At 58.8% G+C, this 20,858-nt stretch carries 21 protein-coding genes and 1 tRNA gene; 9 read left to right on the top strand and 13 right to left on the bottom strand.

The features are described from left to right. Positions 1 to 60: 60 nt before the first annotated feature. Complete coding sequence (locus tag QUE89_RS14475; protein ID WP_286220767.1) at positions 61 to 1,644, bottom strand: beta-helix domain-containing protein; 1,584 nt, start codon at positions 1,642 to 1,644, stop codon at positions 61 to 63. Between the two features lie 498 nt (positions 1,645 to 2,142). Between QUE89_RS14475 and QUE89_RS14470 the strand changes: the two genes are divergently transcribed. Together QUE89_RS14470 and QUE89_RS14465 are read left to right on the top strand one after the other, a co-directional pair. Next, on the top strand, positions 2,143 to 2,892 hold the full coding sequence (locus tag QUE89_RS14470) for a ParA family protein (protein ID WP_286220766.1): 750 nt from the start codon (positions 2,143 to 2,145) through the stop codon (positions 2,890 to 2,892). Between the two features lie 202 nt (positions 2,893 to 3,094). Next, positions 3,095 to 3,343 carry a hypothetical protein gene (locus tag QUE89_RS14465; protein WP_286220765.1) on the top strand — a complete coding sequence of 83 codons (249 nt, stop codon included), beginning with the start codon at positions 3,095 to 3,097 and terminating at the stop codon, positions 3,341 to 3,343. Between the two features lie 60 nt (positions 3,344 to 3,403). Here the strand turns inward: QUE89_RS14465 and QUE89_RS14460 are convergent. From QUE89_RS14460 to QUE89_RS14445, 4 genes are all read right to left on the bottom strand, one after another. Next, a tRNA-Phe gene (locus QUE89_RS14460) sits at positions 3,404 to 3,479 on the bottom strand. A gap of 120 nt (positions 3,480 to 3,599) precedes the next feature. Beyond that, entirely contained in the window at positions 3,600 to 3,872 is a 273-nt protein-coding gene (locus QUE89_RS14455; protein WP_286220764.1) for an oxidative damage protection protein, read from the bottom strand. Between the two features lie 72 nt (positions 3,873 to 3,944). After that, complete coding sequence (gene mutY / locus QUE89_RS14450) at positions 3,945 to 5,033, bottom strand: A/G-specific adenine glycosylase (RefSeq protein WP_286220763.1); 1,089 nt, start codon at positions 5,031 to 5,033, stop codon at positions 3,945 to 3,947. Continuing rightward, positions 5,033 to 7,237, bottom strand: coding sequence for an AsmA family protein (locus QUE89_RS14445; protein WP_286220762.1), 2,205 nt, complete (start codon positions 7,235 to 7,237; stop codon positions 5,033 to 5,035). The genes mutY and QUE89_RS14445 overlap by 1 nt, the downstream gene beginning before the upstream one ends. A gap of 189 nt (positions 7,238 to 7,426) precedes the next feature. Between QUE89_RS14445 and QUE89_RS14440 the strand changes: the two genes are divergently transcribed. The 5 genes from QUE89_RS14440 to hisF all read left to right on the top strand — a co-directional run bounded on the left by QUE89_RS14440 (position 7,427) and on the right by hisF (position 10,829). Next, the gene (locus QUE89_RS14440; protein WP_286220761.1) at positions 7,427 to 7,888 is read left to right on the top strand and encodes an SRPBCC family protein; all 462 of its coding nucleotides are present in this window, start codon (positions 7,427 to 7,429) and stop codon (positions 7,886 to 7,888) included. Positions 7,889 to 8,005: 117 nt separating this feature from the next. Further along, positions 8,006 to 8,599: an imidazoleglycerol-phosphate dehydratase HisB gene (hisB, locus tag QUE89_RS14435; RefSeq protein ID WP_286220760.1), complete on the top strand. Its 594-nt coding sequence runs from the start codon at positions 8,006 to 8,008 to the stop codon at positions 8,597 to 8,599. A gap of 31 nt (positions 8,600 to 8,630) precedes the next feature. Then, positions 8,631 to 9,269 (top strand): imidazole glycerol phosphate synthase subunit HisH, encoded by a 639-nt coding sequence (hisH, locus tag QUE89_RS14430; RefSeq protein WP_286220759.1) that lies wholly within the window; start codon positions 8,631 to 8,633, stop codon positions 9,267 to 9,269. 38 nt (positions 9,270 to 9,307) lie between these two features. Then, positions 9,308 to 10,045, top strand: a complete 738-nt coding sequence (hisA, locus tag QUE89_RS14425) for a 1-(5-phosphoribosyl)-5-[(5-phosphoribosylamino)methylideneamino]imidazole-4-carboxamide isomerase (RefSeq protein ID WP_286220758.1) — start codon at positions 9,308 to 9,310, stop codon at positions 10,043 to 10,045. A gap of 10 nt (positions 10,046 to 10,055) precedes the next feature. Beyond that, positions 10,056 to 10,829 carry an imidazole glycerol phosphate synthase subunit HisF gene (gene hisF, locus QUE89_RS14420; RefSeq protein ID WP_041339230.1) on the top strand — a complete coding sequence of 258 codons (774 nt, stop codon included), beginning with the start codon at positions 10,056 to 10,058 and terminating at the stop codon, positions 10,827 to 10,829. A gap of 44 nt (positions 10,830 to 10,873) precedes the next feature. Here the strand turns inward: hisF and QUE89_RS14415 are convergent, their stop codons facing one another. The 4 genes from QUE89_RS14415 to gpmM all read right to left on the bottom strand — a co-directional run bounded on the left by QUE89_RS14415 (position 10,874) and on the right by gpmM (position 15,915). Next, positions 10,874 to 11,665 (bottom strand): divergent polysaccharide deacetylase family protein, encoded by a 792-nt coding sequence (locus QUE89_RS14415; protein ID WP_286222904.1) that lies wholly within the window; start codon positions 11,663 to 11,665, stop codon positions 10,874 to 10,876. A gap of 32 nt (positions 11,666 to 11,697) precedes the next feature. Continuing rightward, positions 11,698 to 13,116, bottom strand: a complete 1,419-nt coding sequence (locus tag QUE89_RS14410) for a S41 family peptidase (protein WP_286220757.1) — start codon at positions 13,114 to 13,116, stop codon at positions 11,698 to 11,700. A 97-nt stretch (positions 13,117 to 13,213) separates the two neighbouring features. Beyond that, positions 13,214 to 14,344 (bottom strand): murein hydrolase activator EnvC family protein, encoded by a 1,131-nt coding sequence (locus QUE89_RS14405; protein WP_434784113.1) that lies wholly within the window; start codon positions 14,342 to 14,344, stop codon positions 13,214 to 13,216. A 23-nt stretch (positions 14,345 to 14,367) separates the two neighbouring features. Next, positions 14,368 to 15,915: a 2,3-bisphosphoglycerate-independent phosphoglycerate mutase gene (gpmM, locus tag QUE89_RS14400; RefSeq protein WP_286220756.1), complete on the bottom strand. Its 1,548-nt coding sequence runs from the start codon at positions 15,913 to 15,915 to the stop codon at positions 14,368 to 14,370. A 141-nt stretch (positions 15,916 to 16,056) separates the two neighbouring features. On the opposite strand from gpmM, the gene QUE89_RS14395 reads away from it, so the two are divergent. Further along, complete coding sequence (locus QUE89_RS14395; protein WP_286220755.1) at positions 16,057 to 16,473, top strand: rhodanese-like domain-containing protein; 417 nt, start codon at positions 16,057 to 16,059, stop codon at positions 16,471 to 16,473. A gap of 152 nt (positions 16,474 to 16,625) precedes the next feature. Continuing rightward, positions 16,626 to 17,129 carry a protein-export chaperone SecB gene (gene secB, locus QUE89_RS14390; protein WP_286220754.1) on the top strand — a complete coding sequence of 168 codons (504 nt, stop codon included), beginning with the start codon at positions 16,626 to 16,628 and terminating at the stop codon, positions 17,127 to 17,129. Positions 17,130 to 17,191: 62 nt separating this feature from the next. Here secB and trmL read toward each other — a convergent pair whose 3' ends face one another. From trmL to QUE89_RS14370, 4 genes are all read right to left on the bottom strand, one after another. Further along, on the bottom strand, positions 17,192 to 17,656 hold the full coding sequence (gene trmL, locus QUE89_RS14385; protein ID WP_286220753.1) for a tRNA (uridine(34)/cytosine(34)/5-carboxymethylaminomethyluridine(34)-2'-O)-methyltransferase TrmL: 465 nt from the start codon (positions 17,654 to 17,656) through the stop codon (positions 17,192 to 17,194). A gap of 5 nt (positions 17,657 to 17,661) precedes the next feature. After that, positions 17,662 to 18,840: an acetyl-CoA C-acetyltransferase gene (locus QUE89_RS14380; RefSeq protein ID WP_286220752.1), complete on the bottom strand. Its 1,179-nt coding sequence runs from the start codon at positions 18,838 to 18,840 to the stop codon at positions 17,662 to 17,664. Between the two features lie 123 nt (positions 18,841 to 18,963). Continuing rightward, a complete protein-coding gene (locus tag QUE89_RS14375) occupies positions 18,964 to 19,710 on the bottom strand; it encodes a pteridine reductase (protein ID WP_286220751.1) in 747 nt (248 codons plus the stop codon). Between the two features lie 18 nt (positions 19,711 to 19,728). Next, positions 19,729 to 20,850: a tRNA nucleotidyltransferase/poly(A) polymerase-related protein gene (locus tag QUE89_RS14370; RefSeq protein WP_286220750.1), complete on the bottom strand. Its 1,122-nt coding sequence runs from the start codon at positions 20,848 to 20,850 to the stop codon at positions 19,729 to 19,731. Between the last annotated feature and the right edge of the window lie 8 nt (positions 20,851 to 20,858).

Genomic DNA, 20,858 nt, shown 5'->3' with positions numbered 1-20,858 from the left:
TGGCATCAATCGGTCGGGGCTAACGGCGCCGTCCCTGGCGCGTTAGTCCTCAGGTATTGCTCAGGATTCCGGGAAGCTGGTCCACCCGTCCAGCCAGCTGCTGGCGGACACTGGGCTCACCGCGCCGACAAAGTTGGCGGATTCATCGAAGAATTCGCTCTGGGGCGGCCGAGTCGCATTCATTTGCCGCAGCTGAATTCTGGGCATGAATTTAGGATTTTCCAGATTCCGGGCATTCGGAAACAGCGCGGTCTCCACTCGGAAGCCATTGTTGTTGGCCGATGCCTGCATCCAGCCATGCTCGTCAAAGCCAAAGTCGTCATCCCTATCTCCTGAGAGTTCTTCCTGGCCGACCTGACCCAGATGACCCAGGTTCGCCATCAGGTTGTTTTGGAATGTCAGCAGGTTACGGTTGGTGAGTGACAGAGCCTCGTCCCGCGTGTCCATGGCTTCGATGCCATAGCTGTCGATCAGCATGTTGTGGAAATGACCACCGGAGCCCTCCCGAACAACGATGCCCCGGTGTTTTTTCTGAGAGTTGCCGGTGCCGACCAGGGTTACGTTGTAAAAGGTGGGTTCCGACCGAGGCATCGCTTCATGATCGCCTCCGTTGTTGTCGCCTTCGAAGGCGTTGTCACCGACGTCAGGGTGTTGCTGGATGACGGCAAACTGAACATTACCAGTCCAGCCCCAGTCCCAGTCGATACTGTCGTCGGCGGCACCGGACACCACGATATTCTTCAGATCGACATTACCTCCGAACATTTCAATGCCATCGTCCAGCGAGCGGTGCACCTGAACATTCCGGACAATAGTGTTCTTGCCGCAGCCACCCAGGGTCAGGCCATTCAGTTCGTTGTCCTTATAAACCTCAAAGCCGGCAAATTCGATGCGGGTGTATTCCAGTACGCCACAGGAATGGCTGGCGTCGGTGCCGCCAAACGCGCCACGGTTCTCGCCGGCGGGCAGACCTTCAATCTCGGCGCCAGGTTCGTTAACCGGTGCCTTGCCGAGTAATACCACACCGCCCCAGTCACCCCGGGTGCGTTTGCCTTCGGCCTTGGCGCTCGTGAAGACCACCGGATTGTTGGCCTTGCCCCTTGAGAACAGCTTTGCGGAAGGGGTGACTACCAGAGCAGAGCCGTTTTCGCCTTCGACGGTTACGCCGGGCTCGATCGTCAGGCTCGCATTTTCGACGTAAATGGTCTCTTCGAGAATGTAACGGGAGCCAGTCTTCCAGGTGGTGTCGATGGTGATGTCGGCATCGATGCGCACAGCCCGGTTTTCAAACGCGGTAAAGCCCACGGCGATAGAGCTGATAGCCAGCATCGGAATCCAGATAAGACTATTGCGGAGAAGCCAGCCGGGCTTCTTGCGCTCTTTTGCAGGCGATTGCTCGATACGGCTGGTCTGCTCGCGAACCATCAAGGGCTGCCCGTTGTCGTTGGCCTGGATTTCCCGGGCCAGAGCCTGAAGTTCCGGCGTGCCCGAGTGCTCAACGCGTCGCAAGACGTCGGCTCGATAACCGGGCTCTTGCAGCAGGGTATTCAGGTGAACGAATTCGACGCCAGGGCAGGCACCTTTGTCGATGCGGCGCTTCAGGCGCCAGAGTTTTTCGACGAGGAGGGAGGAATCTCCAGACATGGGGTACAGCTCTCCTTTTGATTGAGAACAACAGGCTATACCTACTACATGACCATTCAGTGAACGTAGTTGAGCCGGCGCTGGAGGGTCATGAAAACGCAATGTTGTGCTGCTTCAATGCGTTCCCGTAGAGACTGACTCTCTCGCGCAGATCCCAGGAACTGCGCTGCTCAGGACGAGCTTTCTATCGCTTCATTGCCAACAGCTTGTTTTCGGGGGCAACTTTGTCAGTACTGATGAAATCGATTCAGGGCATGCGTGCCCGGGTGCTATGGTCCGGCAATTGTCTGGAGCTTCTCGAACTTGGTGTGCAGGAGGCCTGTGGTTATTTCCGGCCGGTGCGCTATGAAGTTCATATTCCCGGGGAGACTGCTTTGTATAAGTCAGAGAGTCAGCATTCGGCTCAGCACTACATCAGAATGCTGTTAGGCCAGAAGAGAACCTGATTATCAAAACGGAGCGACGGATTCGCCCTGTGTATCCGGGAGCCATGCAAGCATGAGGATCATCGCGTTCTATAGCCCTAAAGGTGGCGTTGGAAAAACCGCTGCGGCCGTAAACATCGCCTATCTCGCAAGCCAGAGCCAATGTAAAACACTGCTTTGGGATCTCGACCCTCAGGGGGCCGCCAGTTTCTATCTGGCCGGTGCCGAGATGGTCAAAGGCAAGAAGCTGTCCAAGCTGCTGGAAGGCAAATCGCCGATCGCCAAATTTATCCACGAAGACGTATATCCTGGTTTGGATTTCATTCCGGCCCACAGCAGTTTTCGCAACTTCGATATCAAGCTGGAACATGAGGCTGGCAACGATATGCTGCGGCAGATGCTGGCGCCGCTCTCGGAAGACACCAGCCTCGTGGTTCTGGATTGTCCGCCAACTCTGTCGCGGCTGACTGAGCAGGTTTTGGAGCTGGCTGATGCCGTCTATGTCCCCCTGGTGCCTACCTGGCTGTCTCTGAATAGCTGGATTCAGTTGCGAGACTTCGCCAAGGACAAAAAGCTGGGAGTTAAGAAGTTGAAGCCATTCTTTTCCATGGCGGATCGGCGCAAACGTTTGCACCGAGAGGTGATCGCAAACCCCGAGGACTACCTTGATCAGCCACTGGATATCATCATCCCTTATGCCAGCGTCGTTGAGCGCATGGGGGAAGAGGGGCTGCCTCTGGAAGTGCTGGCTCCCAGATCGATGGCAGCCGCCAGTTTCAGACAGATGTGGGCAAGAATTCAGTGGCAGCTTTGGAAGCGTTGACGGAGATCAATGCCGGTTGAAATCGCCCGGTTTATTGGCCATTTTCGGTGGCTAATCTGGCAAGTTGTAATACACTTCCCGGGTGGTCATATTTTGCTCAAGTCGATAGTTCGTCGGCGCATCATGGATTTTGTGTCTGCTTAAATTCGCAAGTGCGCGCTAGCAAAGCAGGGCGTGCACCATGAAATTGGAGTGCTTCTCAATGAATCCCGATCTGCTCGCACTGGCTCTCTCAGACAGCACCAAATTCACGCTTCAGCAAGACAGTAGTGAATACGATAAGGAACACGAAACGCGCAAAGCATCGTTCGAAATGGTGTCCGAGGCAGGGGAGGTTATCGGTTACGTGAAAACCTGGCAGGACGACGACAGCTTCGCAGGATTTGTGCAGTTTGATTCGGACGGCCGTGTCCAGGACTGGAAAGTATTTGATAAAAGGCTGCCTCACTAATATTGGTGCGCAGCCAATAACAAAAAAGCCCGCACTAGGCGGGCTTTTTTGTGGAATTCGTGGTGCCCGGAGGCGGAATCGAACCACCGACACGGGGATTTTCAATCCCCTGCTCTACCAACTGAGCTATCCGGGCAAGTTGCGCTACTGCTGTGCAACGGGGCGCTATTAAACCGGTTTCACTGTATTGAGTCAAGGCCGGGCCGGAAAAATTTCCGAATCTTTTCAGTGTTGATCAGGCTTTGATCAATTGGAGTTATTGCTCGGGTGGAACATAGCCTTCGGCCTGGTCGAACGGCTCGTTGTCGAAAAAGTGCTCCATCTGTGCCTGCAGGTATTTGCGGGTGTTCGGATCCATCAGGCTCAGGTGCTTTTCGTTGATCAACATGGTCTGCTCAGCCTGCCACTCTTCCCAGGCCTGCTTGGACACGCTCTCGTAGAGTTCCTGGCCTTTTTTGCCGGGCATGGGCGGGAAGGCCAGGCCGTCGAGTTCTTTCTGGTACTTACGGCAGAATACGGTTCGGCTCATGGTGGCTCCTGTTGGCAAAGTGAATCTGCCGGCATGATAACAGATCAGGCTGGGCCGTAGGGCTGGCCAGCGTCAGAGTAGGGCAGTCTGTTCCGGTTGGGTCAGCAGGCTGCGAATCGGCGCTGGCAAGCCGAGGGCCAGGGCTTCATCCCGGTGGAACCAGCTCAGGCGGTCGTCGTCGGCTACGCGCTGGGTGTTGTGAGGGACGTTGTGGGCAGCGTTGTGGACTGAGAGCCGGGCAGGCTGGATATGCAGGTGGTAATGGCTGAAGGTGTGGCGAAAGCCGCTGATCAGTTCCGGGTCGCCGCAGTTCAGTCCCAGTTGCTGCTCACAGGTCTCCTGCAGTTCATCCGGCCCCAGCGCCGGGTCCAGTTCCGGTAGGCTCCACAATCCGCCCCAGATACCGCTGGGCGGCCGTCGTTCCAGCAGGATGCGACCGTCACTGTCTTCAAGTATCACCATCCAGGTGGTTTTCTCAGGCTTGGCTTTCTTGGGCTTGGAGCCCGGGTAAAGCGTTTCTTCGCCTTCGGCATGGGCAGTGCAGCCTGCTTGCAGCGGGCAGGCGTCGCACTTCGGCCGGCTGCGGGTACACACCATGGCGCCCAGATCCATAATCGCCTGGGTATAGTCCCGGGCGCGTGCTTCGGGAGTATGCTCCTCGGCGTGCTGCCAGAGCTGCTTCAGAACGGCAGTCTGACCGGGCCAGCCGGGCACCGCATGGTAGCGGGCCAGTACCCGCTTGACGTTGCCATCAAGAATAGCCGCCCGTTTGCCAAAGGCCTGGGCGACGATAGCCGCTGCCGTTGACCGGCCGATGCCGGTCAGGGTTTCCAGTAGTTCGGGATCATCCGGGAATTCGCCACCGAACTCCTCAACTACAGTCTTTGCAGCCTTCTGCAGGTTGCGGGCCCGGGCGTAATAGCCCAGGCCAGACCAATGGCTGAGTACGTCGTCCACCGGGGCCTCGGCCAGCGCCTGCACGTTTGGGAATCGAGCCATGAAGGCGTTGAAGTAGGGGATCACTGTGGCGACCTGGGTCTGCTGCAGCATGATCTCAGAGACCCAGACCCGGTAGGCATTCTGATTCTCGTGCCACGGCAGGTCATGCCTGCCGTGCTTATCGAACCAGTCGAGCAGTCGTTCGGCGAAACGGTCAGGCATTAGTTAAACAGACCCTTCAGTTTGTCGCCGAGCTTTTCCTGCAGTTTCTCTTCGACTTTCTCTTTCGCCTTGGCTTTGGCCTTGTCTACTTCTTCCTTGGCCTTGGCTTTCGCCGCGTTGGCTGCGATGGTCTTCAGGGTGTCGCGGAAGCGGGAGCCATCGAACGAGCACAGGCCAGCCGGGTCCTCGGCGAAGTTGCCGCGGCATTCCACCGGAATAACCACATTCTCCACATACTCAGTTACCCGGCAGGCTTCGTCGCGGTGAATCTCACCGACGATGCGCAGGCCCGCTTCGTAATCCATCGTGCTCTGTTTCAGATCGATGGTGCCGTCGCCTTCCAGTTTCATGCCGGCCAGCGCCGCTACCAGGTCGGTGTTTTTCAGGGTGTTGCCGTTGATCTGGAGGGTGCCGCGCATGTCATTGAACGGGGTGGCAGCGCCCCAGTCGCTGGTAGTCAGACTCTCCTGATTCACCAGGGCGATGCCCTGGCACGCCATGCGGGTCAGGTTCATCTTGCGGAACTGGCCCTCGGCCAGGTTGAAGTTGATCTGGCCATCAGCGTTCTCGCGCAGTACCGAGATCCGGTTGCCCGAGGTGGTCACGTCCACATTCAGGTTGGCGCCACCGGACAGCATGTCCACTTCCGCCAAGTCAGTCAGCAGGGGCAGGGTTTGCACGTTGCTGACCTTGGAGCCGATTTTCCACTTCGGGTTGTCGCTGCGGGCATCCAGGGTTACCTGGGCGCCGAAGCCACCCTCGTAGAGCTTGCCGCTGAATTCGTCGACCTTGATCAGGCCTTTTTCAGCAGTGGTGCTGGCGGTGATTTCCTTGATGGTCAGATTGCTTACGATCAATTCGGCCAGGCCGAAATCAATGTCCAGCAGCAGGGTGCGCAGGGTGTCCAGTGGCAGCAGGTCGCTCTCTGGTGTGTCCTGGGTGGCGGCCGTCTGTTGGCCGGCGTCCCCTGAGCCAGTCTCTTGCGCGGCCTTTTCTTCACTCTCTGCTTCACCTTCAGCCTTCGGTGGCAGGTACCGGTCGGCATTCAGTTTGTCGCCTTGGAGCCGGAACACCACGCCGGTGTTGGCGAGGTTGTAGCTGCCTGAACCCTTGAAGGTAGTGTCATCCAGTTTCAGGGTCAGGTCAGAGAGCTCAACCTTGCCAGCAGGCCCACCAATATTGGTTGAGAAAGCCAGAGCCTTGAGTGCCTCAGGATCGCTGGTTTCCACGGCCGGTTGGCCCAGGTTGCTGAGCAGTTCCTTCAGGGAAAACTCATTGATGTTGAGTTTGCCGTTCAGGGCGGGCCTGTCGCCAAAGCCTTTGACCTCCAGATCGGTGGTCATGGACAGGTTGGCAAGGCTGGCGGTGAAACCACTGAGCGTCGCGGTCTCGTTTTCGAGGTTAGCGACGGCGGAGCCGCCCAGTTCCGCGGTTACCGATTGCCCACCGAAGGGCTCCCCGTTCATGTCGAAAACCGCCGACAGGCCAGATACGGCAAATTCGTTGAGCGCTTCGTTCGCAGCCAGGCGGGCGCTGATGCTGCCGTCCACCTCAAACTGGGGTTTGGCGGTTTCGACCCTGAAGCTGATGTCGAGTGGGAATTCCGAGCCCAGGGTGATTTCGCTGGCGGTTACGGTGAAGTTGTCCAGGGTGACGGACTGTCCGGTGCTCTTGTCGGTGTAGTGCACCTGGGCATCGCTGATCTCAACGTTATTCACGTTAAAGTTCAGCGGTTCGCTACTTCCTTCCTCGGCTGTCGTGTCAGCGGGCTTTTCCTCTTCCGCTTCGGCAGTCTTGGGTTGCTCGCCCTCGGCTGGCTCCGGCATGATCCGGGTCCAGTTGCCCTGGCCTTGTTCGTTCACTTCAAGGTTGGCATCCAGGCCGCTCAGCACAAAGGTGTCCACCTGCGGCGCCATGGCAATCAGCGACCAGAAATCGATCTGCGCCACCAGTTGTTCCAACGCTACAAAACGATCGCCTTCCAGATTGGCCTGTACGTTATTCAGTTCCAGGCCGAGGGGAATGAACGACCAGCCAATGTCGCCCTCCAGCACAAGATCCAGGTTGGTCTGTTTTTCCACCGCTTGCTCAATCTGCGGCTTGTAGTCATTGGGGTTGATCACGGCCATGGCGATGGCAATCGCGACTACGGCCAGCAAGATCACGGCAACAATCGCAATCAGCAGATAACGAACAGCTTTCATGGTTCAAATTTCCTTATTTCGTCGAGCCTGGAAAGTTTCGGAACGATTTCGGATGCTTACACGTCAAAGGATAACGCAGGGCAAGTAAATTAAAAGCGTGCCAGTATGACAATGCCGTAGTGTTAAGCCAGAATACCCTTTTGAGCTTCTGACTGCATACAAGCGAACAACCATAACAAGGAGATAACCGTGGCAATAACTGTTTCAATTGAGCTGAACCGGGAACTGGAACTTCCGGGAAGCTATGATGAAGTCTTTGAGTTGTTGGCGGATGTGCCACGTTCCGCAAGTCACTTTCCAAAAGTGAACAAGCTGACGGATCTGGGCGACAACGCTTACCGTTGGGAAATGGAGAAGGTGGGCGTGGATAAGCACGCGATCCAGTCCATTTACGCGTGCAAGTACCATTCGGATAAAGACGCCGGCCGGATCACCTGGGAACCGGTGAAGGGCGAGGGCAACGGTGTCGTGCGCGGCTCCTGGACGCTGAAGTCCAAGGGCGATTCAGTTACCTCAGCCAAGTTCCAGACTCACGCCGAGCTGACGGTGCCGCTGCCCAGCCTGTTGAAGCTGGCGATCAGCCCGGTTATCAAGCACGAGTTCAACAGCCTCGTGGATACCTATATGAAGAATCTCAAGACGGCAGTATGATCCGGTTTCGACTATCACGCTGATAAACGCGGTTGTGGGACTCCGGCGGGCAGAAAAGGTATAATCCGCGAATTGAAAATTTGCGGCGCTGTGCCGCCCAACTGCTACGGAGTCCCCATGGCCGAACGTAAGGCTCGGGTAGAACGAAATACCCTGGAAACTCAGATTACCGTCGAGATCGATCTCGATGGCACCGGCAAGTCCACTTTCGACACCGGCGTTCCCTTCCTCGAACACATGATGGACCAGATCGCCCGCCATGGCCTGGTGGATCTGAATATCGTCTCCAAAGGCGATCTGCACATCGATGACCATCACACCGTTGAAGACATCGGCATTACCCTGGGGCAGGCGTTCAAGCAGGCAGTAGGCGACAAGAAAGGCATCCGTCGCTATGGCCACGCATACGTGCCTCTGGATGAAGCCCTGTCCCGCGTTGTTATCGATCTTTCCGGTCGTCCCGGGCTGATGATGGACGTGCCTTACACCCGTGGTTCCGTGGGTGGCTTCGATGTCGATCTGTTTGAAGAGTTCTTCCACGGTTTCGTGAATCACTCCATGGTGACCCTGCACATCGATAACCTGAAGGGCAAGAACACCCATCACCAGATCGAGACCGTCTTCAAGGCCTTCGGCCGCGCCCTGCGCATGGCGATCGAAATGGATGAGCGGATGGCGGGTATGACTCCGTCTACCAAAGGCTCTCTGTAACTCGCTACAGCACAGGACATCGAATTCCATTATGAAGACCGTTGCCATTATCGACTACGGCATGGGAAACCTACATTCGGCGCGTAAGGCAGTAGAGCACGTGGCGCCGGATGTTTGCGTTCTGGTGACCGACAACTCCGACCAGATCCGCGAGGCCGACCATGTGATTCTTCCTGGAGTTGGCGCCATCCGTGACTGCATGCACGAGATCCGCCGGCTTGAGGTAGATGCCCTGGTGCGTGAAGTCTCCCGGGATCGCCCTTTCCTCGGCATCTGTGTAGGTATGCAGGCACTGATGTCCCGCAGCGAAGAGAACGGAGGCGTTGATGGCATCAACCTGTTTCCGGCCCAGGTTCGCTTCTTTGGTGACAATCTGGTGGAAAACGGCGAGCGACTGAAAGTGCCTCACATGGGTTGGAACGAGGTTTACCAGAGTGTCGATCACCCCATGTGGCACAACATTCCCGATGGTGACCGTTTCTACTTCGTGCACAGCTATTACGCCGAGGCTGAAGGCAATGCCGATATTGCCGGCCGCAGCCACTACGGTGTCGATCTGGCGGCCGCTGTTGCCCGCGATAACATCTTTGCGGTGCAGTTCCACCCGGAGAAGAGTGCCCGCGCTGGCCTGCAGCTCCTGAAAAACTTTGTTGACTGGTCCGGTAAATAACACCGGGGCATCTGAACGATTAACACGGACTTTGCTTTATGCTGATTATTCCTGCCATTGATCTGAAAGACGGCAAGTGTGTACGCCTGCGCCAGGGCCGGATGGACGACTCCACCGTCTTTGGTGACGACCCGGTCGATATGGCCACCCGCTGGGTAGAGGCCGGCGCGCGTCGTCTGCATCTGGTCGATCTCAATGGCGCCTTCGCTGGCGAGCCGGTGAATGGCGAGATCGTTCAGGCGATTGCCCGCAAGTACCCGGATCTGCCGATTCAGATTGGCGGCGGTATCCGCTCTGCGGAAACCATCGAAGCCTACCTGAAGGCCGGTGTGCAGTGGGTGATCATTGGTACCAAGGCTGTGAAAGAGCCGGAATTTGTTACCGACATGTGCAAGCGGTTTCCGGGTCACATTATTGTCGGCCTGGATGCCAAAGACGGCCGTGTTGCCACCGATGGCTGGGCCGAGGTGTCTGAAGTGATGGCCACCGATCTGGCCAAGCGCTTCGCCAACGACGGCGTCGATTCAATCGTGTACACCGACATCAGCCGCGACGGCATGATGCAGGGCGTAAACGTTGAGGCGACCGTGGCGCTGGCGGAAGAGGGCGGCATTCCGGTGATTGCCTCCGGCGGTGTCACCAACATGGACGACCTCAAGCGCCTGGCGCCAATGGCCGATCGAGGCATCCTCGGCGCTATCACCGGCCGTGCTATCTACGAGGGCACGCTGGATGTGGCCGAAGCACAGGCATTTTGCGACAGCCTGAAGGCGTAAGGGGACAACCATGGGTCTGGCAAAACGCATTATTCCCTGCCTCGATGTCGACAAGGGTCGGGTGGTCAAAGGCGTCAACTTTGTTGATATCCGCGACGCCGGCGATCCGGTCGAGGTAGCGCGCCGCTATAACGAGCAGGGCGCCGACGAGATTACCTTCCTGGACATCACGGCCAGCCACGAAAGCCGCGACACCACCTATGAAACCGTCGAGCGAATGGCCGCTGAGGTGTTCATCCCGCTGACCGTTGGTGGCGGTGTGCGTACCGTGGACGATATCCGTAAATTGCTGAATGCCGGTGCCGACAAGGTGTCGATCAACACGGCCGCGGTGTTTAACCCCGAGTTTGTCCACGAAGCGGCCGAGCGCTTTGGCAGCCAGTGCATCGTGGTCGCCATTGATGCCAAGCGGGTCAGTGCCGAGGGCGAGACGCCGCGCTGGGAAATCTTCACCCACGGTGGTCGCAAGCCGACCGGTCTGGATGCGGTGGACTGGGCCCGGAAGATGGTCGAAATGGGCGCCGGTGAATTGCTGCTGACCAGCATGGATCGCGACGGCACCAAGATTGGTTTTGATCTGGGCCTGACCCGGGCCATCAGTGATGCGGTGAGTGTGCCGGTGATTGCTTCAGGCGGGGTTGGCGAGTTGCAGCATCTGGCGGATGGCGTTACCCAGGGCGGCGCCGATGCGGTATTGGCGGCTTCTATCTTCCATTTCGGTCAGCACACTATTCCCGAAGCCAAGGCCTTCATGAAAGACCAGGGCATCGAAGTTCGGGACTAACGTCCGGGACTAGAAAAGAGAGTTTAGAGCCCCGGGCTAAAGCCTCAGGGCTTCCTGGCAAAAGCAGGTCGAATGGCCTGCTTCTCCCCTTCCACGAACATTTCACGATTGCTGTTGCGAATGGCCCACAGGCCACTGACGGTGGCAATCGCCACACCCTGAGCATCCAGCTCCGGCAGGTGCTTTTCCAGATAGTCCACGGTGACCTTGTGCGGGTGGCCAATGCCAATGGCGCTGCCATTTTTCTTGGCGCGCTGAATCAGCAGCTTGAATTGACGGTCGACAAATTCCTCAGTCTGCTCGTGGTCCAGGAACACGTCCCGGGTCAGGCTTGGAATCTGGTAGGCCTCGGCCACTTCTCCGGCCAACGATGAGGCGATGGTGCGGCTGTCGACAAAGTACAGCGGGTACTGGCGCAGCTCTCTCATTACCCAGTCCATGGGTTGCAGTTTCTGGGTCAGCAGGCTGCCCATGTGATTGTTGACACCCTGTACGTAGGGGATGGACTGCAGCGCCCGGCGCAGGGTCAGGGTAATGCTGTTCTCATCCATGTCGGAAGTCAGACCGCCGGGGCCCAGGGCAAAGTCGCGGGTGTTGGCCATGGGCGCGTGCAGCATGATTTCCTTTTGCTGTCGATACGCCAGTTTGGCCAGGCTAACGGTGTGGCGGCGGTAGGGTAGGAAAGCCAGGGTCAGCGGCTGCTCGATCCTGGCCAGCCGTTCACCTTCCTCCAGGTTGTGTCCCATGTCATCAATGATGATGGCGATGGTGGGCGGCAGCGAGCCAGCGGCTCCCGTGCTGCCTGGCTCCGCCGTTGCGAGGGGTGTGGCGACCAGGGCCGCCACCAGTACAGAGAGCCGAAACAACGTCACTGGGCCGAATCCTGTCCCTCGGTGCTGGCGCTGCTCTTATCCTTGCGGTTCAGAATGTGCAGGCCTTTCAGCAGATTGAGTGCGGAGCGGAGCTGGTAGTCCCGATTAGCCAGGGACGCTGTCGAAGTGCCTTCCTCGGAATCGTCCGCTGCTGGCTGCTGATCTTCGTTTTGACCTTCCAGGTGGCCGCTCAGGTCGGCTTCGGTAAAGAAAGGCTTGCTATCCAGTTCGGTGAGCTCGGCCGGCCGTACTTCGATGTCTGGCTTGATGCCGGTGGCCTGAATGGACCGGCCATCCGGAGTGTAATAGCGGGCGGTAGTCATCTTGATCGCGTGGGTCTCGTCCAGTGGAATTACCGTCTGCACGCTGCCTTTGCCGAACGACTGGGTACCCATGATGACCGCGCGTTCGTGGTCTTGCAGGGCGCCGGCCAGGATTTCCGACGCCGACGCGGAGCCGCCGTTGATCAGCACCACTATGGGGGTGTCGGCCATGACGTCGCCGGCCTTGGCGCTGAACCGCAGCCGGGAGCTCTGGATGCGACCTTCGGTATAGACAATCAGGCCGTTATCCAGCAGCGCGTCAGCGGTTTCCACGGCGGCTTGCAGTACGCCACCCGGGTTGTTGCGCAGGTCGATCACCAGACCGTCGAGGTCATTACCATATTCGTCTTCCAGAGAGCCCAGGGCACCGAGGAACTGGCTGCCGGTGTCGGCCTGGAACTGGGTGATGCGAACATAGCCATAGCCGTTTTCCAGCATCCGGGATTTAACGCTGGTGACCTTGATAACGTCGCGCTCCACCGGAATTTCGATCGGAGCGTTCTCACCTTCGCGCATAATGGTGAGCGTAAGGGTGGTGCCCGGCTTGCCGCGCATGAGTTTCACGGCTTCTTCCAGGCTCATGCCTTTGACTGGCTTTTCATCCAGCTTGATGATCAGGTCACCGGCCTGCACACCTGCTTTTTGTGCCGGAGTGTCGTCGATGGGCGCGATGACCTTGACGAAGCCGTTCTCCATGCCGACCTCAATGCCGAGGCCGCCAAACTCACCGGAGGTGCTTTCCTCCAGTTGCTCATAATCCTTGGGAGCCAGGTAGGTTGAATGCGGGTCGAGATCCGAGAGCATGCCCTTGATAGCGCTCTCCAGCAGCTGGCGGTCGCCAACTTCTTCAACGTAGGCATCTTTGATGCGGCTGAACACTTCGGTGAACTTGCGCAGGTCGTCCAGTGGTAACTGGGTCTCTGGATCTGGCAGCGAGATCTCGACACGTTCGCCGTTCTGAATACCTTCAAGCAGCTTTTGTTCGTCTGTCTGGTCCTGAGCGAGGGCCAGTCCGGATGCGGTGGAGAAACAGGTTGCGAGAGCAAGGCTGCGAAGCGGAAAGGTGTAGCGTGGATTTCTGACCCGTTTCATTCACTTATCCCGTGTTTATTCCGATAGTTGGACTGGTTTCCCTGATTTCCGACAGTATGGCGTCAGCCAGCTCGTTTGTCAGCCCTCATGCCGCCGATCAGTCGCCCAGCCAGCGCCTGGGGTTGGTCGTCTTGCCATTGTGGCGCACTTCGAAGTACAGCGCCGGATGATCGGTGCCGCCAGTGCGACCGGCCAGGGCAATGGACTCGCCCGCTGCCACCCAGTCGCCGGGACTGGTGAACAGGCTGCTGCTGTGGCCATAGAGTGTCATGTAGCCATCGCCGTGATCAATGATGGTGATCAGGCCGAAACCCCGTAGCCAGTTGGCGAACACCACCCGGCCATAATGAATGGCCTTGATCTCAACTTCGTCGCCGGTGTTGATCAGCAACCCGCTGCGCTGCAACTTGCCGTCGGCGTAGCGCTCACCATAGCCACTGACAACCTTGCCTCGAACCGGCCAGGGCAGTTGGTTGCGCAGGGTCTGAAACGGCTCGGATTCGCTCGGCGTGGGGATGTCGGCAATGGCTTCCTGTACTTCCTGCAGCAGCTTTTCCAGCCGCTTGCGATCCGATTCCAGTTCCTCGCGTTCGCTGCGACGGTTTTTGATGTCGGTGTTCAGAGCGGCCAGGGTCTGTTGGCGTTGCTGGCGGGACTGGGTTAGCTGGTTCTGGCGCTCGGCCACGTCCGCCTCAGTCTGGGCCAGCTCTGTGCGGGTAGCCTGAACGCTGGCGCGGGTTTCCTTGAGTGCCAGCAGGCTTTTGTGAAAGGCCTCCAACCGCTGAACCGTGTCCCGGCTGAGGTATTCGTAGTAGGTCATGGTGCGGGCGACCCGGTCTGGATTGACCTCGTTGAGCAGCACCTTGATGGCGGGTGTGTCGCCTTCCATCCAGGCAGCGCGGATCTGGCGTTTCAGACTTTCGCGCTGGCTGTCGAGGGTCCGGGTCAGCTCCCGCTGCTGTTGCTCCAGCTCCTTCAGGCGTTGCTGTTGCTCGGCAACACGCTCGCGCAGCGACCGACGCTCACGGGTCAGGCGCCCGATTTTGCGCTCGCTGGCGGCCAGTTGCTGTTCCAGCTCTGAGCGATCTTCCTCGGCATCGGAGAGCCAGTCATCGATGTCCTCAATACGTTCCTTGAGGTCTTCGATCTGTTCCGGAGTGACTTCGCTCTGGGCCAGTGCTGGCGCTGCTAAAAGGAGCAGCGCCAGCACCAGGGTCGATCGCAACAGATTCACGCCTACCTGCTGTGCTCTCAACCGATTTTGACCAGGCTGTGCCCGGTCATTTCCTTCGGTTGCTCCAGTCCCATCAGGGCTAGCAGGGTGGGGGCGACATCGCTCAGGCTGCCGTCATCCAGCAGCGAGACCTTGTTGGGCCCGGTGTAGACCAGCGGTACCGGCCCGATGGTGTGGGCGGTATGGACCTGGCCAGATTCCGGGTCGGTCATCTGTTCGCAGTTGCCGTGGTCGGCGGTAATCAGGGCTTCGCCACCGACTTCGTCGAGGGCTTCAACCACGCGCTTCACGCACTCATCCAGGCATTCGGCGGCCTTGATGGCAGCATCCAGTTTGCCGGTGTGTCCAACCATGTCGCCGTTGGCGTAGTTGCAGACAACCAGGTCGTACTTGCCGCTTTTGATGGCCTCGACCAGTTTGTCGGTCACTTCCGGGGCGCTCATTTCCGGCTGCAGATCGTAAGTGGCGACCTTGGGTGAGGGCACCAGAATGCGATCTTCGCCTTCGAACGGTGTTTCCAGACCGCCGTTGAAGAAGAAGGTGACGTGGGCGTACTTTTCGGTTTCGGAGATGCGCAGCTGGGTCTTGCCCTGGTTCGCGGCATACTCACCCAGGCCATTGACCAGTTGCTCCGGTGGGTAGGCGCAGCTGGTATCAATGTCGGCGGCGTATTCGGTCAGCATTACGAAGTCGGCCAACTCCGGGTGTTTGCGACGATCGAAGCCGTCAAAGTCGGATTCAACAAAGGTGCGGGTCATTTCCCGGGCCCGGTCGGCACGGAAGTTCATGAAAATCACACTGTCGCCGTCGTTAATGGTGGCTTCAGGCTGGCCAGCGGCGTGGATGCGAGTGGGCTTCACGAATTCGTCGTTTTCGCCCCGCTCGTACGCCTGCTCCAGGCCAATGATCGGGTCTGCGGCGGTGAATTCGGCGGTACCCTGGGTCATCAGGTTGTAGGCGGCTTCCACCCGGTCCCAACGATTATCCCGGTCCATGGCGTAATAACGGCCAACCAGGGAGGCAATCCGGCCGACGCCCAGGCTGTCGAGCTTGGCGGCGGTTTTTTCCAGGGATGCCTTGGCGCTGCGCGGCGGCATATCGCGGCCGTCCAGGAAGGCGTGGATGTAGACTTCTTTCGCGCCTCGGGCTGCGGCCAGTTCTGCCGCTGCGATGATGTGATCTTCGTGGCTGTGGACGCCACCTGGAGACAGCAGCCCCATCAGGTGCACTGCGCGATCGCTGCCGACCGCCTTATCAATGGCTGCGCACAGAACCTCGTTCTTTTGGAAATCGCCGGTTTCCAGATCCTTGTCGATACGAGTCAGGCTCTGATAAACCACGCGCCCGGCACCCAGGTTCATGTGGCCAACTTCGGAATTGCCCATCTGGCCCTGTGGCAGACCAACAAACATGCCGGAAGTATTGATCAGGGTTTTCGGCTGGTTTTGCCAGAGCTGGTCCCAGAACGGGGTGTTGGCGTTGCTGATGGCGTTGTCTTCCGCTGGGTCACGGTGGCCCCAGCCATCCAGGATAATCAAGGCAGTCGGCTTGCGCGTCGCGGTCATCACTTCATCCGATTTGTTGGAAATGTAAGTAAAAGGGAGTGCAGATTCTAACCGTTTTCATTCGCACAAGCCATGTCAGCCGCCTTCTGTGACTGGCCCCGTGTGTGTATAATCCGGCCAAATTATTTGTAGGGTGACTCCATGGACCGCTTGTTTGAATTCGTTATAAACCACTACATTCTGGTATCGCTGTTTGTGGCCTTTCTGTTGGCCATTCTGGTGCTTGAATCCCGTCGGGGTGGTGCAAAGATCTCAGCCCAGGGTGCAGTCAGCCTGATTAACAAGGATGAAGCCGTGGTGGTGGACATCCGGGATCGCAAGGAATTCGGCGAAGGCCGTATCACCGGTTCGATCAATATTCCGTTGAACAGCCTCAAGAGCCGTGCTGCCGAGCTGAACAAGTTCAAGGAAAAGCAGATTATCGTCGCTGACAAGATGGGCCAGCATTCCGCCATGGCGGTAAAGCAGCTGAACGCTGAAGGCTTTGCCAATGTGGTTCGCCTGAATGGCGGCGTAGCTGACTGGAAAGCCAGCAACCTGCCGTTGGTGAAAAAATAACGGCTGCGACCGGCTATTGATCTGAACCGCATTCTGCCGCACTGTTTCACATAAGCCGGCGGGGGCACGCAGTAAACTGTTCCGGCAGCACGCTTCACAACTTTTTATAACAACGGGCCCTGGGCCCACGATTAAGAGCGAAAGGACTGAACATGGCTGAGAATGAGCAAGCCGCAGCAGGCAGCGAAAACCAGAACCAACCCCAATTTGCCCTTCAACGCATCTATGTGAAGGATCTGTCTTTTGAATCGCCGAATTCTCCGCTGGTGTTTCAGGAGCAGTGGAAGCCGGAGGTTAATCTGGATCTGAACACCTCCCACAGCAAGGTCAGCGACAACCAGTACGAAGTCGTGCTGTCCCTGACGGTTACCGCCAAGATGGGTGAGAAGGTCGCTTACATTGTTGAAATCCAGCAGGCCGGTGTATTCATGGTCCAGGGTATCGACGGCGGGCAACTGGGTCAGATGCTGGGCGCTTACTGCCCGACTATCCTGTTCCCTTATGCCCGCGAAGCGATCGACGGCGTAGTGAACAAGGGTAGCTTCCCGGCCCTGATGCTGGCGCCGGTCAACTTCGATGCGATCTACGCCCAGGCGCTCAAGCGCAAGCAGGAAGAAGGCGCATCGGAAGCCAAAGAAGAGCCGCAGACCCACTAATGGTTTCGTTTGGTGAATAAAAAACCGGCCATTGGCCGGTTTTTTTTGCCTGATGGTAGGCGTCAGGTCGCGCCGTCGAAGCCGAGCTGGCGCCAGGCTTCGTACACCACCAGGGCGGCGGTGTTGGACAAGTTCAGGCTGCGGCTTTCCGGACGCATGGGCACCCGCAGCCGGCGGTCCGCTGCGAGCGCGTCCCGCACTTCCGACGGCAGGCCTCGGGTCTCGGGGCCGAACATCAGGTAATCGCCCGCCTGATAGCGGATTTCGTGATAGTGCCGGCTGCCCTTGGTGGTCAGGCCGAACAGCCGCTCAGGGCGTTCGGCCTCCAGAAAGGCGTCATAGCTTGAGTGCACTTTTACCCGCGCGTACTCGCTGTAATCGAGCCCGGCCCGGCGCATCTGCTTATCCTCAAGGTTGAACCCCAGGGGTTCAATCAGGTGCAGCTGGCAGCCGGTGTTGGCGCAGAGCCGAATAATATTGCCGGTGTTCGGCGGTATTTCCGGCTCGTACAGCACCACATTCAGCATGCAGCTCAGCGCTCCACGGCCAACGCAACACCCATGCCACCGCCAATGCACAGGGTTGCCAGGCCCTTGTGGGCATCGCGGCGCACCATTTCATGCAGCAACGACACCAGAATGCGGCAGCCGGAGGCGCCAATCGGGTGGCCCAGAGCAATGGCCCCGCCATTGACGTTAACTTTTCCGGTATCCCAGCCCAGGTCGCGATTGACCGAAATGGCCTGGGCGGCAAAAGCCTCGTTGGCCTCGACCAGATCCAGATCCTCGACACTCCAGCCGGCCAGCTTCAGGCAGCGCTGGCTGGCGGGGATCGGGCCGGTGCCCATGATGGTCGGATCCACGCCGGCATTGGCGTGGGCCTTGATGGTAGCCAGCGGGGTCAGGCCCAGCTCCTTGGCTTTCTCGGCACTGCACACCATGACCGCAGCGGCGCCATCATTCAGTGAGGAAGCGTTGCCTGCGGTGACGGTGCCGTCTTTCTTGAACGCCGGCCGGAGCTTGCCCAGGCCCTCACCGGTTACGCCATCCCGGGGACCTTCGTCCTTATTGACGACAATCGGGTCGCCTTTGCGCTGGGGAATCGATACCGGCACGATCTGGCCATCGAAATAACCCGCCTCGCGTGCTGCAACTGCTTTCTGCTGGGATGCGGCGGCAAATTCGTCCTGCTCTTCCCGGCTGATGCCGTACTTCTCGACAATGTTCTCGGCGGTTACACCCATGTGGTAATCGTTGAAAGCGTCCCACAGGCCGTCGGTGATCATGGTGTCGATCATTGACCAGTTACCCATACGCTGGCCGTTGCGACTGTTGGGCAGCACGTGGGGCGCCTGGCTCATGCTTTCCTGGCCACCGGCAATCATCAGTTCAGCATCGCCGCAGCGAATGGCCTGGACCGCCATGTGCACCGCTTTCAAACCGGAGCCACAGACCTTGTTGATGGTCATGGCAGGCACCGAGGCCGGAATGCCGGCGTTGATGGACGACTGTCGGGCCGGATTCTGGCCACAACCGGCAGCCAGCACCTGGCCGAGCACCACCTCATTGATCTGGTCTCCGGCGACGCCGGTTTCTTCCAGGATGGCCTTGATCACGGCCGTACCGAGCTGGTCGGCGCGCAGGCTGGCCAGGCCGCCTCCAAAGGTGCCAATGGCTGTTCGTTTGGCGGCTACGATGACAACATCACGCATGGGGATTCTCCGATTGATGGGCGCGGACCGACATTGGATCGGCGCCGATGGAATGGACAACTGCTCGCATTGTATCCGGAAAGCGTCAGGCGGCCAAAGCGGGGCGGCCTGACCCAATGGCTGTTACATGTTCAGGCTGCGCCCACCGTCGACGGGCAGGATCTGGCCGGTAATGAACGGTGCATCGCATAGCAGGAAGGCAATGGCACCGGCAATATCCTCGGGTGTGCCGGTCCGCGCCAGCGGGGTTTTCTCCACAATGGCATGCTGGTGACTACGGTCCAGCTCGGCCTCGCCTTCCGGCCAAAGGATAGCGCCGGGCGACACTCCGTTGATCCGCACCGAAGGTGCCAGATCCTTGGCCCAGGATTTGGTCAGGGCCGCCAGGCCCGCTTTGCTGGCGCAGTACAGCGGGTGCTCAGTTAGTGGGCGTTCGCTGTAGATGTCGATCAGGTTGACGACCCCGCCGGCGGAGTCTCGCAGTGCCGGCAGACAGGCCTGGAGAAGGAAAAATGGCGCGCGCAGGTTGGTGTTCAGGATGCTGTCCCAATCCTGAGCCGTGGCCTGCTCGGTTGGGTTGGGGTAGAACACCGAGGCATTGTTCACCAACCCGTCCAGCCTGCCCCACAGGGCAACCGATTGCTCGGCCAACTGCTGAACCTCTGCCAGATTGCTCAGGTCAGCCTGCAGGGTGGCGGCAGAACCAGGCCTTGCCTGATTCAGGTCACTGGCCAGAGCTTCAGCCTTCTGGTGCTGGCTGCGGTAATGAATGACCAGGTTCCAGCCACGGGTATGCAGGGTTTGCGCGGTTTTGGCGCCCAGACGATGGGCTGCACCGGTAACCAGGGCGACGGGGGCAGTGTCGGCCATGAAGACTCCTCGGGTTGTTTACGGGGTGATGGCCTGCTGAATACGCTGCAGGCGTTCCTGGCGAATGGCTTCCCCAAGGGCGCGGCCGGTAAAGCCTTGCGCCATCAGGGCCTTGGGCTCCACTCCGGAGGCCGAGCTGGCTGCCCGTTGCAGGGTTTCGACTATCGGCTGATCGGCCGGCGCCAGGGTGCAGGCCAGTATGTTCAGCAACGATGAGAAACGCTCGGGGCGGCGCCAGAAATCGGCGGTTTCCAGCACCGCGTAAAGTTCGTTGGCGCTTAGCGCAGGCTTGGGCTGGTCGCCACTGCTGGTCAGTGCCGGTAATACCGCTGCCACCAGCCGTGCCAGATTCTTGCAGTCGTTGGGCGCTTTCAGCGCCTGGGTACGAGAGCCGGATTCCTGCTCCGGTAGCGGCGACATCAATGCCGCAAAACGCTCCTCAATGCTGCCATCCTGCTGGTGAACGCAATGCAGTGCCGCCATCGCAGCGGTAAAGGCCTGGTCCGGGACTAGTTCCGGAATCAGGACCGCGAGAGCACCGGTGTCGCGCAACACCTCGAAAAAAGCGCGGGGTTCGTGCTCTTGCAGGGCCCGTTGGATTTCCTGCCAGACCCGCTCGGCTACCAGGTGATCCACCTCGCCTTCGGCCACCATGGTGCGCATCAGGGCCATGGTCTGGTTGCAGACCCGGAAGCCCTGGAGCTGAAAGCGCGCGGCAAAGCGGGCGGTTCGGAGAATACGCAACGGGTCTTCGGCAAAGGCTTCGGACACGTGTCGCAATAACCGCTTTTCCAGATCCTGCTGACCGTTGAACGGATCGACGATGAGCCCTTGCTCATCCTGGGCCATTGCATTAATGGTGAGGTCACGGCGCTTCAGGTCGTCTTCCAGGGTGACATCGGGGGCGCTGTACACTTCAAAGCCATGATAACCGCGACCCTGTTTGCGTTCTGTGCGGGCCAGGGCATATTCCTCACGGGAGCCCGGGTGGAGGAAGACCGGGAAATCGGCACCGACCTGTTTGTATCCCTGTTTGAGCATGTCGTCGGGGGTTGCACCGACCACGACCCAATCCCGATCCTTGACCTCAAGACCAAGCAGTTCGTCGCGCACGGCGCCGCCAACCAGATAGATTTGCATGAAGGGAT

This window comes from Marinobacter sp. LA51 (assembly GCF_030297175.1).
GTDB classification, from domain to species: Bacteria; Pseudomonadota; Gammaproteobacteria; order Pseudomonadales; family Oleiphilaceae; genus Marinobacter; species Marinobacter apostichopi.
This window is presented reverse-complemented; position numbering and strand designations above follow the sequence as displayed.